Source organism: Curtobacterium sp. PhB78 (genome assembly GCF_003751685.1).
Classification (GTDB): Bacteria; Actinomycetota; Actinomycetes; order Actinomycetales; family Microbacteriaceae; genus Curtobacterium.
This window is the reverse complement of the sequence record NZ_RKIA01000001.1, coordinates 339,526-351,819: the sequence shown is the minus strand read 5'-3', so window position 1 is coordinate 351,819 and position 12,294 is coordinate 339,526. Positions and strand designations below refer to the sequence as shown.

Annotated in this window: 12 protein-coding genes; 8 read left to right on the top strand and 4 right to left on the bottom strand. The window is 70.3% G+C overall.

What is annotated here, in order from left to right; all coding sequences use genetic code 11:
• Positions 1-7: 7 nt before the first annotated feature.
• Both EDF53_RS19590 and EDF53_RS19585 read right to left on the bottom strand, forming a co-directional pair.
• Complete coding sequence (locus tag EDF53_RS19590) at positions 8-622, bottom strand: bifunctional 2-polyprenyl-6-hydroxyphenol methylase/3-demethylubiquinol 3-O-methyltransferase UbiG (protein ID WP_123291967.1); 615 nt, start codon at positions 620-622, stop codon at positions 8-10.
• Positions 619-1,155: a hypothetical protein gene (locus EDF53_RS19585; RefSeq protein ID WP_123291966.1), complete on the bottom strand. Its 537-nt coding sequence runs from the start codon at positions 1,153-1,155 to the stop codon at positions 619-621. The genes EDF53_RS19590 and EDF53_RS19585 overlap by 4 nt, the downstream gene beginning before the upstream one ends.
• 113 nt (positions 1,156-1,268) lie before the next feature.
• Here EDF53_RS19585 and EDF53_RS01755 point away from each other — a divergent pair, with 113 nt between their 5' ends.
• Together EDF53_RS01755 and EDF53_RS01750 are read left to right on the top strand one after the other, a co-directional pair.
• A complete protein-coding gene (locus EDF53_RS01755; RefSeq protein WP_185020901.1) occupies positions 1,269-2,099 on the top strand; it encodes a siderophore-interacting protein in 831 nt (276 codons plus the stop codon).
• A gap of 134 nt (positions 2,100-2,233) precedes the next feature.
• Positions 2,234-2,959: a CoA pyrophosphatase gene (locus EDF53_RS01750; RefSeq protein ID WP_123291965.1), complete on the top strand. Its 726-nt coding sequence runs from the start codon at positions 2,234-2,236 to the stop codon at positions 2,957-2,959.
• Here EDF53_RS01750 and EDF53_RS01745 read toward each other — a convergent pair.
• The gene (locus EDF53_RS01745; protein ID WP_123291964.1) at positions 2,865-4,121 is read right to left on the bottom strand and encodes an ROK family protein; all 1,257 of its coding nucleotides are present in this window, start codon (positions 4,119-4,121) and stop codon (positions 2,865-2,867) included. The genes EDF53_RS01750 and EDF53_RS01745 overlap by 95 nt on opposite strands.
• Positions 4,122-4,289: 168 nt before the next feature.
• Between EDF53_RS01745 and EDF53_RS01740 the strand changes: the two genes are divergently transcribed.
• The 6 genes from EDF53_RS01740 (at position 4,290) to EDF53_RS01715 (ending at position 11,499) form a co-directional block, all read left to right on the top strand.
• The gene (locus EDF53_RS01740; RefSeq protein WP_243698072.1) at positions 4,290-5,552 is read left to right on the top strand and encodes an ABC transporter substrate-binding protein; all 1,263 of its coding nucleotides are present in this window, start codon (positions 4,290-4,292) and stop codon (positions 5,550-5,552) included.
• A gap of 11 nt (positions 5,553-5,563) precedes the next feature.
• Positions 5,564-6,511 (top strand): carbohydrate ABC transporter permease, encoded by a 948-nt coding sequence (locus EDF53_RS01735; RefSeq protein WP_123291962.1) that lies wholly within the window; start codon positions 5,564-5,566, stop codon positions 6,509-6,511.
• Complete coding sequence (locus tag EDF53_RS01730) at positions 6,511-7,416, top strand: carbohydrate ABC transporter permease (protein ID WP_123291961.1); 906 nt, start codon at positions 6,511-6,513, stop codon at positions 7,414-7,416. The genes EDF53_RS01735 and EDF53_RS01730 overlap by 1 nt, the downstream gene beginning before the upstream one ends.
• Positions 7,417-7,484: 68 nt before the next feature.
• Complete coding sequence (locus EDF53_RS01725; protein ID WP_123292311.1) at positions 7,485-9,146, top strand: glycoside hydrolase family 13 protein; 1,662 nt, start codon at positions 7,485-7,487, stop codon at positions 9,144-9,146.
• 206 nt (positions 9,147-9,352) lie between these two features.
• Positions 9,353-10,279 carry an ABC transporter ATP-binding protein gene (locus tag EDF53_RS01720; RefSeq protein WP_123291960.1) on the top strand — a complete coding sequence of 309 codons (927 nt, stop codon included), beginning with the start codon at positions 9,353-9,355 and terminating at the stop codon, positions 10,277-10,279.
• On the top strand, positions 10,276-11,499 hold the full coding sequence (locus tag EDF53_RS01715; RefSeq protein WP_123291959.1) for an ABC transporter permease: 1,224 nt from the start codon (positions 10,276-10,278) through the stop codon (positions 11,497-11,499). Before EDF53_RS01720 ends, EDF53_RS01715 begins: the two co-directional genes overlap by 4 nt.
• On the opposite strand, the gene EDF53_RS01710 is transcribed toward EDF53_RS01715, so the two are convergent.
• Positions 11,496-12,206 (bottom strand): hypothetical protein, encoded by a 711-nt coding sequence (locus EDF53_RS01710; RefSeq protein ID WP_123291958.1) that lies wholly within the window; start codon positions 12,204-12,206, stop codon positions 11,496-11,498. The genes EDF53_RS01715 and EDF53_RS01710 overlap by 4 nt on opposite strands.
• Between the last annotated feature and the right edge of the window lie 88 nt (positions 12,207-12,294).

Genomic DNA, 12,294 nt, shown 5'->3' with positions numbered 1-12,294 from the left:
TCGTGCGTCAGCGCGGCCGGCGCCACGTGATCACGTACCGCCACAGCGGGTGTCGGCGGTACTCGGAGCCCATCAGGACTGCTCGCGCGATGTGCTGGACCTGGGCGTACGAGTGCGGTGGTGGCCAGCACGTCGGCGCGGAGTGTTCCCAGTAGCCGCGCCGCCATGAGAACCAACGATGCTGCGCGACACCAGCCAACCCGAGCACGTGATCACGCAGCCGGGTGGGCTTCGCGAGTCCGACGACCACCAGGGTGCCGCCTGGCGCCGTGAGGTCTGCGAGGCGAGCGAGCCCGGCTGACAGGTCCGGCAGGTGGTGCACCGTCGCGACCGAGGCCACCACGTCGAACTGCCGACCGAAGTCGTGTCCCATCACGTCACCGTGCAGCCAGTGGATCCCGGTGTCGGCGTTCGCGGTGCGGGTGGCGCGCAGGACGTCCGCATCCAGGTCGATCGCCGTGACGTCGAGCCCCGCGTCGTACAGGTCACGGGCGAGCAGACCGTTGCCGGTCCCGACGTCCAGGGCGGTGTGCGCCCCGTCCGGCACGGCATCGAGCACCCGGGCGTGGAAGTGCGTGTTGTGGTTCCATGGCCGCTCCGGACTCGGGACGTCCTGGGTCACGTGCTGCTGGACTGCGGGACAGTCCAGGTTCCGCGCAGGGTGGTCAGCACGTGGTCGATGTTCCGCAGTGCCCGTCGGGTCTCCCAGACGGAGTACGCGCACATCCCCACGAACAGCACCAGGATCGCCCACCAGAACGGACTGACCGTCAGAGCTGCCCAGACCGAGAAGGCCGCGAAGACGACGACCATGATCGGGACGATGACCCGGTTGTTCCGGTACCGCTTGCGGGTCGACTCGAGCTCGCGGGTCCACACGACGTGGTCGACGTCGTCCGGCAGGTCTCCGGAGCGCACCGCTCGCTGGATCGCGGCAGCACCCTCGGTGCCACCCGCTCGGCGGCGACGGTAGGCGATGAGGAAGCCGAAGAACACCGTCATCAAGACGGCGTAGAAGAGCGATCCGATCGCGCGGGCGGCCAGACCGGCACCGTCGGGGTTCGAAACCAAACCGATGGCGAAGTACAGTCCGCCGACCAGCACGAACAGGATGGGCAGCAGCGCCGGCAGCGGCAGCCTTCGGAAGCGGTCCACGGTGTCTCCTCATCGAATGTTCGAGTGCTCCTCGGTTCCTCCACCATGCCGACGACTCCCGGGAGTCGACTGAACCATCCCACCGGAGACTTGGTTAGGTTAGCCTTACCTACATGGTACGGACGAACATGCAGGCGACCCGCACGAAGCCGGAACGCGTCGAGCTCCTCACCCTGCACGTCGTGCGGACCGAACGGATCTCGCCGTCCTTCATCCGCGTGGTGTTCGGCGGCGACGACCTGAGCCGATTCACCCGCATGGGTTACGACCAGTGGTTCCGTCTGTTCCTGCCGGTGGACGGCGGTGACCTCACGCGGGCCCCGCAGAAGCTCGACACGGTGAGCTACCTGAGGTTCCTGACGGTGGCGAAGGCGAGCCGACCGATCCTCCGCAGCTACACCGTGCGGAGCCTCCGCCGACTGCACCACGGCGACGAGCTCGACGTCGACTTCGTGGTGCACGGCAGTGGCGACGACCACGCACCGACCGGGCCGACCGCGGCTGGGTGGGCACTCGGCGCACAGCCCGGCGACGTGGCCGGGCTCATCGACGAGGGCATCGGCTTCGACCGGGACGCCCTCGGTCGTCCGATCGTGATCGTCGCGGACGAGAGCGCCCTGCCCGCTGCAGCCGGGATCCTCGAGTCGCTCCCCCGTTCGACCAAGGGCACCGCGATCCTCGAGGTCCCGACGGACGCCGACGTGCGGACCATCGATGCCCCGACCGGCATCGACGTGACGTGGATCACCCGCGAACCCGGTCGACGTCCCGGAGCCGCGGCGCTCGACGCGGTCACCCGATCGTCGGTGAGCCCCGAGCACGCTGCCTGGGTCGCCGGCGAGCAGTCCCTCGCCGGCGGAGCGCGACGCCACTGGGTCGGCGCGGGCATCCCGAAGGAGCGGATCGCCTTCACCGGGTACTGGCGCGCGGGCCGGTCCGGCTGACTGCGTTCGGGCACCTCCGGCGACTTCGTGAGCAGGAATGGTCGAGTGTCGATTCCCGACCCGACCATTTCTGCTCACGAAGCACGGCGCACGGCGCACGGCCACCAGCGCCGCACGCCTAGGGTGGGCGGGTGATGGGCGACGAGGGGCGAGCACGGGCGGCACTCGCGACCGTCGCAGCGAACGGGTGGGGCGACGCCGAGCCTCCCGTCGAACCCGGCGGCACGACCACCCCGCGGCACGCCGCCGTCCTGATGCTCTTCGGCACGCTCGACCGCACTCCCAGCGACCGCCCGGCCGTCGCCACCGACGTCCCACGCGACCTCGACGTCCTGCTGCTCGCGCGTGCCACGACCCTGCGCGCGCACCCGGGCGAGGTCGCGTTCCCCGGCGGACGGATCGACCCGGGCGATGTCGACGCCGTCGCCGCAGCCCTCCGCGAAGCGCGTGAGGAGACCGGGCTCGACCCGACGGGCGTCGAGGTCCTCGGCACGCTGCCCGCGGTGCCGCTGGCGTTCTCGAACCACCTGGTGCGCCCGGTGCTGGGGTGGTGGCGCGAGCCGTCCCCGATCCGGGTCGTCGACGAGCGCGAGTCGGCCGCGGTGTTCCGGGTCCCCGTGGCGGACCTGCTCGACCCGGCGAACCGCGGGGTCACGGTGATCCGACGCGGTGGTCAGGAGTGGCGCGGGCCGGGCTTCACCGTCGATGCGGAGCACGGCGACCACCACGACGACGACCACCACGACGACCACCTGGTGTGGGGGTTCACCGCGATGCTGCTGGATGCGCTGTTCGACCGGCTCGGGTGGACCGAGGACTGGGATCGGGAGCGGGAACTGCCGCTCGACCGTCGGTACTGATCCGGTCGACACCGCCCAGCGGGAACGACAGCGGGTCGGCACGGACCGCGTCCACCGCGTGGGCGATGGCCCCGATGACGACGACGTCGCCCCCGAGCGTCGACGCCACCAGGTCGGGCACTGGGTCGAAGTGCCAGCCGTCGAGCAGCGCGCGGGCACGGTCGATGACGGCGACCGCAGGCTGGGCGATCGCACCGGCGACCACCACGCGGTCGATGTCGAGCAGGCTGGCGAGCAGGACGCAGACGCGGGCCAGTCGGTCGCCGAGGCGGTCGACGATCGCCAGCGCCACGGTGTCGCCGTCCTGCGCCGCGCGGAACACGGCGGAGGCACCGGCGTCCACCGCGAGCGGACTGCCCGGCCGGACCTCGCCCGCAGCGACGGCCTCGGCGACCAGCGTCCGCGCCGTCGCGCCGATGCCGTCCGACGACCCGACGCCCTGGACGATGTCGAGCACGCGCATCTCCCCCGCGCCGCCGTGCGCACCGCGGAGCAGCACACCGTCGACCACGAGACCGCTGCCGAACCGCTCGCCGGAGAGCAGTGCGGCGAACGAGGCGTCCCCCGATGACGGCCGCTCGGCGAGCGCGGCGAGGTTCGCGTCGTTCTCGACGACGACGCGGCCGTGCGGGACGGCGTCGGCGAAGCCCGGGTTCATCCGATCCCAGAAGCCGCCGTCGCCCGGCGATGCCCCGCCGGCGTCGACCGGCGCGGGGATGCCAACGACGGTGACCAGGACGCGGGAGCGGTCGGCTCCGGCGGCGGCGAGCGCGTCGTCCACGGTGTCGGCGAGGACTGCGAGCCGGACGGGGACCTCGAGTCCCGACTCACCGAGGGCCCCCTCGGCGCGACCGAGCACGGTGCCGCGCAGGTCGGCGACGATGGCGGTGACCCGGTGCTGTCCGGCGTCCACGCCGACGACGACCCCGGCGGCGGTGTCGAGTTCGTAGCGCCGGGCGGGCCGACCGATCCGGTACTCCCCGGCGGCACGGGCGTCGTCGAGCTCGTGGAGCCAGCCGAGCCGGACGAGTTCCTCGCACGCGGCCAGCACGGTCGAGCGGGTCAGGCCGGTGGCGTCGATGGCCTCGGTCGCGGTGAAGGCGCCAGCGTCGAAGGCGTGCGCGAGCAGTGTCTCGGCGCTCGTTCGACGGGGTGGCGGCATGCCGTGACCTTATCGCGCAACGAGTTCCTTGCGTAATTAGATTTTGTCGCTAGATTTAGTCTCGCGGTCGGCATCGGAGCCGATCGCAGGACGGAACGGCAGGGCTGCCGGGTCCGGACGGACGGAGACGACGTGCAACCACACGCCACGACCAGGACGGCGGCATCGGTGAGCCGACGCTCGTTCCTGCTCGGAGCCGGCGGCATCGGAGCGGGCCTCGCGCTCGCCGGGTGCGCCCCGATCGGGTCCTCGAGCGCCAAGCCGGAGACCATCACGTTCTACGTCTCGAAGCCCGAGGTCATCGGGTACTTCGACGGCGTCATCGCGCAGTTCCACGACAGCCAGTCGAAGGTGCGGGTCGTCCGCGACTCGACCTCGAGCATGTCCGCGAACTTCGTCCGGAACCGGCCGCCGGACCTCGGCTGCTGGAACTACAACTTCTCGGTCGTGCCGTTCGTCGAGCACGGAGCCCTGACGGACCTCTCCGACCTGTCGCAGGCCGACACGATCAACCCGGACCTGTGGCCGCTCATGCAGCAGACCGCCGACTACCCGGGTCGCAAGAGCGCGCTGCCGTACTCGGTGACCGCCGCCTCGGTGATCTACAACAAGGCACTGTTCGCCGAGCAGGGACTCGAGGTACCCACCACCTGGAGCGAGTTCGCCGATCTCTGCGGGCGCCTGCAGCAGGCCGGCATCGCCCCGATCTACGGGACGTTCAAGGACAACTGGACGATCGCGCAGGGCATGTTCGACTACACGGTCGGCGGTGCGATCGACACCCCGAAGACGTTCGACGCACTGCGACGCGAGGGCACGAGCGTCGGCAAGGACTCGTCGGTGTCGTTCGAGAAGGACCTGCGGACGCCGATGGAGCGCATGACCCAGCTGCGCGCATGGCACCAGGACGGTGCCGCCAGCCGCGGCTACGGCGACGGCAACCTCGCGTTCGCACAGGGCAAGGCCGCGATGTACCTGCAGGGGCCGTGGGCGCTCGGCGAGATCGCCAAGACGAACAAGGACATGGACCTCGGCACGTTCCCGCTGCCCGTCACCGACGACGCCGCGGACAACAAGGTGCGGGTGAACGTCGACCTGGCGCTCTGGATCCCGGAGGCGTCCCGCAAGCAGGAGGCCGCCCGCGAGTTCCTGACGTTCCTGATGCAGTCGAAGGTCAACGACAAGTACAACGCCGACAACAACGGCTTCGGTGTCCGAAAGGACGCTCCCCCGGCGTCGAACCCGGCGCTGACCGGCATGCAGTCGTACTACGACGACGCCGCCTTCTACCTCGGTGCGTCGCAGCTCATCCCCGCCGAGATCCCGGTCGCGAACTACGCGCAGTCGATCGCCTTCGGCGGCGACCCGCAGCGCCAGCTCCGCACCCTCGACGCCGACTGGGCGCGTCTCGCGCTCCGCACGGCCGCGTAAGGAGACGTCCCATGGCAACCACGACCACCGAAGCCATCACGACGGCGGACCGCCGCCGACGTGGCGGAGCCGCCCCGGGCCTCCCGTCCGTCACCCACAAGCGGAAGCGGATCGAACCGCTCTTCCTCGCCTTCCTGCTCCCCACCCTGCTGCTCTTCACGCTCGCCATCACGCTGCCGGCCGTGATGGGCATCGTGCTCAGCTTCACGAACTCCGTCGGGTTCGGTGAGTTCCGCTTCATCGGGCTCACGAACTACGTCGCGGTGTTCTCCGACCCCGCGATCCTGCAGGCGTACCTGTTCACCCTCGGGTTCTCGCTCGTCACCGTGATCGTCGTCAACGCGATCGCGTTCCTGCTCGCCATCGCGCTGACGTCGAAGATCCGCGGCAAGATCGCCCTCCGCGCGGTGTTCGTGCTGCCGATGGTCATCTCGGGCATCGTCATCGCGTACGTGTTCTCGTTCCTGTTCGCGAACAGCCTGCCGGCCCTGGCCAGTGCGATCGGCTTCGGTCCGCTCGAGCAGAGCATCCTGGCGAACCCCGACCTGGCGTGGGTCGCCATCGTGATCGTCACCGCGTGGCAGGCGATCCCGTCGACGCTCCTCATCTACATCGCCGGGGTGCTGTCCATCCCCGGCGAGGTCTACGAGGCAGCTGCCCTCGACGGCGCGAGCGCGTGGCGGCAGCTGATCTCGATCACCGCACCGCTGACGGCCGGCTACATCCTGATCAACCTGGTGATCGGGTTCAAGAACTTCCTGAACTCGTACGACATCATCGTCGGCCTGACCGACGGTGGCCCCGGCACCTCGACCACGAGCGTCGCGATGTCGATCTTCAAGGGCTTCAACGGCGGCGACTACGCCTACCAGATGGCCAACGCCACGATCTTCTTCATCATCGCGGTCGTCATCGCCGTGATCCAGCTGCGGGCGACCCGCGGGAAGGCAGCGCTCTGATGACCATCCAGACACCCCTCCGTCCGGGGACGACGAAGACGGGCAGCATCAGATCGGTCGACGCCGACCGGACCGCCGGCCGCCGCGGCGGCAACGCCAACTGGCCCGTCACCGTCGTCCTCGTGCTCTGCGCGCTCTCGATCCTGGTGCCGCTCTACGTCACCCTGACGATGGCGTTCAAGACGACCGGCCAGGCCGTCGACGGCAACGCGTTCTCGCTGCCGGCACCGTTCAGCGTCGACGGCTTCGTGCAGGCGTGGGAGCTCACCGACTTCCCGCGGGCGTTCGGCGTCTCGGTGCTCGTCGCCGCGATCACCGTCGTCGGCACGATCCTGCTCGCGTCGTTCACGGCGTTCGCGATCGCCCGGAACTGGGACCGTCGGCTGTTCCGCTGGTCGTTCTTCTACCTGCTCGCCGCCATGTTCCTGCCGTTCCCGGTGCTCGCGCTGTCGCAGGTGAAGCTCACCGGCCTCGCACACCTGGACAACCCGTTCGGCGTCGCGCTGCTGCACGTCATGTTCCAGCTGTCGTTCAGCGTGCTGCTGTTCACCGCGTTCCTGCGGTCGATCCCGGCCGAGCTCGAGGAGAGCGCCCGCATCGACGGCGCGAGCACCGGCCAGGTGTTCTGGCGGCTCGTGTTCCCGCTGCTGGCACCGATGAGCGCGACCGTCGGCATCTTCGCGTTCCTGGCGTCGTGGAACGACTTCGTGATGCCGTCGCTGATCACCTCGGACCCGGCGTTGCAGACCCTGCCGGTGCTGCAGCAGATGTTCCAGACCCAGTTCAGCAACAACTACAACGTGTCGTTCGCCTCGTACCTGATGGCGATGGCCCCGGCGATCATCGTCTACCTCGTCACGCAGCGATGGGTGATGGCCGGTGTGACCCAGGGCGCCATCAAGTGAGCAAGACGACCGACCCGGCCGGCACGACCGAACCGACCGACACCACCACGAACCACGAAAGGCCCGTCGTGACCGACACCCTCGCCCAGCCCGCCACCACCAGCGCCGACGAGACCTGGTGGCGCCAGGCGAGCGTCTACCAGATCTACCCCCGCTCCTTCGCGGACGCGAACGGCGACGGCATCGGCGACCTGCCCGGCATCACCGAGCGCGTGCCGTACCTGGCGTCGCTCGGTGTCGAGGCCGTCTGGCTCAGCCCGTTCTACCCGTCCGCCCTCGCCGACGGCGGCTACGACGTCGACGACTACCGCGACGTCGACCCGAAGCTCGGCACGCTCGACGACTTCGACCGGATGGTCGAGGCGCTGCACGCCGCCGGCATCCGGGTGATCGTCGACGTGGTGCCGAACCACACGAGCGACCGGCACGAGTGGTTCCGCGAGGCGCTCGCCGCACCGAAGGGCTCCCCCGCCCGCGACCGGTACGTCTTCCGCGACGGCACCGGACCGTCCGGCGAACAGGCTCCGGCCGACTGGATCTCGATCTTCGGCGGCCCGGCGTGGACCGCGGTCGGCGACGGCCAGTGGTACTTGCACTCCTTCGCCAAGGAGCAGCCCGACCTGAACTGGGCGAACCGCGAGGTCCGCGACGACTTCCTGCACACCCTGCGCTTCTGGTCGGACCGTGGCGTCGACGGCTTCCGCATCGACGTCGCCCACGGGCTCGCGAAGGACCTGCCCTCCGGCGCCCTGCCGACCTGGGCGGAGCTCGCCGAGATCCCGAAGGACGGCTCGCACCCGCTGTGGGACCGCGATGACGTGCACGAGATCTACGCCGAGTGGCGGACCGTGTTCAACGAGTACACCCCCGCCCGCACCGCGGTCGCCGAGGCCTGGGTCGCCGCCGACCGCCGCGCCCGGTACGCCAGCGCCGACGGTCTGGGGCAGGCGTTCAACTTCGACCTGCTCGAGGCCGACTTCGACGCCGGTTCGTTCAAGGAGATCATCGAGTTCAACCTCGGCCTGGCCGAGCAGTCCGGCTCGTCGACCACGTGGGTGTTCTCGAACCACGACGTCGTCCGGCACGCCACCCGCTACGCGCTGCCTGCGCGGAACGGCTCCCCCGACAAGCAGGGCGGCAAGTGGCTGCTCGCCGGTGGGTCGCAGGACGCGCTGGACCGCTCGCTCGGGCTGCGCCGCGCGCAGGCGGCGACCCTGCTCGAGCTCGCACTGCCCGGCTCCGCCTACCTGTACCAGGGCGAGGAGCTCGGTCTGCACGAGGTCGGCGACATCCCCGACGCCGACCGCCAGGACCCCGCGTTCTTCCGGAACCCGGGCGTCGACGTCGGCCGCGACGGCTGCCGTGTCCCGATCCCGTGGACCCGGTCCGGCCCGTCGTTCGGCTTCGGCGACGGCTCCGCGCACCTGCCGCAGCCGGCGTGGTTCGCGAACGCCAGCGTCGAGGCCGAGGACACCGACCCCGACTCGACCCTGAACCTGTACCGGAAGGCCCTCGGGCTGCGCGGCCAGCTGCAGTCCGAGGAGCACCTGGAGTGGCTCGAGACCGGCCGCGACGACGTGCTCGCGTTCCGACGCCCGAACGGCTGGACGAGCGTGACGGTGTTCGGTGACGAGCCCTACGAACTCCCCGCCGGCGAGCTGCTGCTCGCCTCGGCACCGGTGGCAGACGGTGCCCTCACGGGCGTGGGGACGGCCTGGTTGCGTTCCTGACGCAGGGTGCGCGTCGTGGACGCGACCAGGTGACGGACGGGCGCGCCCCGCTCGGCGGCAATGCGAAGCATTGCGCGGGGCGCGCCGACCGAGCTTGCGAGGGAGGACGGTGCAGGCAGGCACCGGGCCTCCCGTCCGCCGTGGGGTCACCATCTCGGGCCGCGACCGGCATCCGAGACGTCAGCCGCTGCCGGTAGGGTCGCCGCATGAGCGGGGCGACGATCAGCGTGCAGGAGTTCGTCATGCGGTTCGGGGACCGGAACGTGGTCGACGGACTGTCGTTCGACGTCGCCGCCGGCGAGACGTTCGGCCTGCTCGGCAGCAACGGCTCCGGCAAGACCACGACGATCCGTGCCCTGCTCGGGATCACCACCCCGACCGCCGGTACCCTGACCATCGACGGCCAGCCCTACCGGCCCGCCACCGGTGGCATCGGGTACCTGCCCGAAGAGCGCGGGCTCTACCGCAAGGAATCCGTCATCGACGTGATGTCCTACTTCGGACGGCTCCGCGGGCTCCGGGGTCCAGAGGCGACGGCCTGGAGCATGGACTACCTGGCACGCGTGGGCCTGGCCGACCGCGCCAAGCTCCGCGTCGACAAGCTCTCCGGCGGGCAGCAGCAGAAGGTGCAGCTCGGCATCACGATCATGGACCGGCCGCGGCTGCTCATCCTCGACGAACCCACGAAGGGCCTCGACCCCGTGAACCGACGGCTGCTGCTCGACCTGGTCGACGAACGGAAGGCCGACGGTGCGACCGTCATCCTCGTGACCCACCACATGGACGAGGTCGAGCGGCTCTGCGACCGGATCCTGCTGCTCAAGGACGGTACCGCCGCCGCCTACGGGTCGATCCCCGACGTGCAGGACGCCTTCGGCGGTGCCGTCGCCCGGGTCGGCCTCGACGGGCCGGTCCCACGCTCGCCGCTGTACAAGCTCGCGCGGCACGAGGGCCACGTCGCCTACCTCGTGCCGACGTCGGCCGCAGCACCGGACGGTGCCGACATCCTCGCGGCGCTGGTGGCGGACGGTGTCCGCGTCACCGCGTTCGAGATGCGTCGGATCCCCCTCGACGAGATCTTCGTGCAGGTCTACGGCCACGACGCGCTCGCCGCCGCGGGGGCAGCAGCGTGAGCCGCCTCGGCACCGTCGTCCGGTTCGAGTTCGTCCGCGCGGTCAAGAAGCCCGCGTTCTGGATCGGCACGCTCGCGCTGCCGGTCGTCATCGTCATCGTGTCCCTGCTCGTCGGCATCGGACAGGCAGCCGGCACCGACTCGGTCGTCTCGGGCTCGTCGGCCACGAAGACCCCGTTCCGCTACGTCGACCACTCCGGGCTGGTGTCCGAGTCCGTCGCGGCGAAGTGGGGCGGGTCGCCGTCCACCGACGCCGACGCCGACCGCGCCGCCGTGCGCTCCGGGGACCTCGACGCCTTCATCTCGTTCCCGTCCTCCCCCTCGACCTCGCCGATCACCGTCGACGCCGCCGACCGCGGCCTGTTCGCGAACGGTGGCTACTCGTCGCTCGCCGAACGGGTGCTCGAGCAGAGCGTCGCCGCGACCGTCGACGACCCCGAGACCGTCGAGCTCCTGCGTTCCCCACCGGCCACCGACGTCACGACCTACGCCGACGGGCAGGTCGCGCCGGGTTGGCTGTCGATCGTTCCGCCGTTCCTGTACGTCGCCGCCTTCTTCGGACTCGTCATCCTGCTCGCGGCACGCATGGTGACCGTCGTGGTCGAGGAGAAGGAGAACCGCATCTCCGAGATGATCCTGACCGCCGTCACCGCCGGCGACCTGATCCGCGGCAAGGTGATCGCGATGCTGCTCGTCGGGTTCGTGCAGGTCGGGGTGTTCGTCATCCCGGGGCTGGTCGGGATGCTCGCCGTCCTGCCACTCGTCGCCTCGCAGCTCGGCGGGCTGACGATCGACCCGTGGCGGATGCTCGTCGGTGCCCTGCTGCTCGTCGGCGGCGTGCTGCTGGCGTCCGGGCTGTTCGTCGCTGTCGGTGCCGCGGTGCCGTCGATCAAGGACGCCTCGGCGCTGCAGTCCGCGGCGATCTTCGCCCTGATCATCCCGCTCTACGCGGCGTTCTTCGTGATGACCACCCCGACGTCGCCCGTCGCCGCGTTCTTCACGTACTTCCCGACGTTCACGCCCGTCACCGCCATGGTGCGGAACGCCGTCGGCTCGCTGAGCGTCACCGAGTCGGTGGTCTGCATCGTCGAGGTGTTCGTCGCCGCCGGCCTGCTGCTCTGGTTCGCCGAGTACCTGTTCCGGCACTCGGTCGCGCAGTACGGATCGAAGGTGACGCTGCGGCAGATCGTGTCGTGGCGGCGGCGGTCGGTCTCCCGTTAGGGACGGCTCTGGGGTTCCCGCTCGGCTTCGCGTGCAGTCTGCTGGTGTTCCGCCGGTCGCTGGCGCTGCGGCGTCTCGCGCTCGGGGACGTCGGCGTCGAGGTCCCACGACGGCAACTCGTGCTGCTTCCAGCCCTGGCGGAGCGTCCGGACCGACCGGTCGAACTCCACCATGACGTCGATGTGGGGCCGGACGAGCATCTGGATCTGCAGTCCCTCGTACACCGCGAGCAGCTGGGTGGCCGCCTGGTACGACGGGATCGCCGATTCCTCGGCACCGTTGTCGAAGTCGCGCTGCAGACCGTTGCTGAGCTGCTCGACGTACTCGTCGAAGCGCTTGCGGAACAGCTCGGCGAAGCCGGACTCGGAACTCGCGACCGTGATCACGCCCGCGAGGACGCGGACGAGCCCCGGGTCGGCGACGTCCTCGGCCAGGGTCAGCCGGACGTGGTCGATCGTGCACGCCGGCGGGGTCTTCCGACGGGTGCCACGCAGCTGCGTCCACCGGTCGTACGTCACCAGCAACAGGGCTTCCCACGCGGGGAACAACCGCTCCACGGTCTCGAGCGGGATGCCCGCGACCTCGGCCACCACCGAGGCGTCGACCGCGTCGAAGGAGTGCAGCCGGTAGGCGCGGATCGCTCCGCGGACGGTGCGCTCGGCGAGGGACTCATCGTCCTCGACGCGTTCGCCGTGCAGGGGTTCCATCCGACCATCCCATCGTGTGCGGTACCCCATTGTCTCGTCCCAGACCGGGGGCCGTCACATCCACGCCGGGTCGGCGTGGACCGGCTCG

Excerpts from the sequence above, each read along its gene's own strand:
- EDF53_RS01755 (WP_185020901.1), top strand. The coding sequence starts at position 1,269 with ATGGTACGGACGAACATGCAGGCGACCCGCACGAAGCCGGAACGCGTC.
- EDF53_RS01750 (WP_123291965.1), top strand. The coding sequence starts at position 2,234 with ATGGGCGACGAGGGGCGAGCACGGGCGGCACTCGCGACCGTCGCAGCG.
- EDF53_RS01745 (WP_123291964.1), bottom strand. The coding sequence starts at position 4,121 with ATGCCGCCACCCCGTCGAACGAGCGCCGAGACACTGCTCGCGCACGCC.
- EDF53_RS01735 (WP_123291962.1), top strand. The coding sequence starts at position 5,564 with ATGGCAACCACGACCACCGAAGCCATCACGACGGCGGACCGCCGCCGA.
- EDF53_RS01730 (WP_123291961.1), top strand. The coding sequence starts at position 6,511 with ATGACCATCCAGACACCCCTCCGTCCGGGGACGACGAAGACGGGCAGC.
- EDF53_RS01720 (WP_123291960.1), top strand. The coding sequence starts at position 9,353 with ATGAGCGGGGCGACGATCAGCGTGCAGGAGTTCGTCATGCGGTTCGGG.
- EDF53_RS01710 (WP_123291958.1), bottom strand. The coding sequence starts at position 12,206 with ATGGAACCCCTGCACGGCGAACGCGTCGAGGACGATGAGTCCCTCGCC.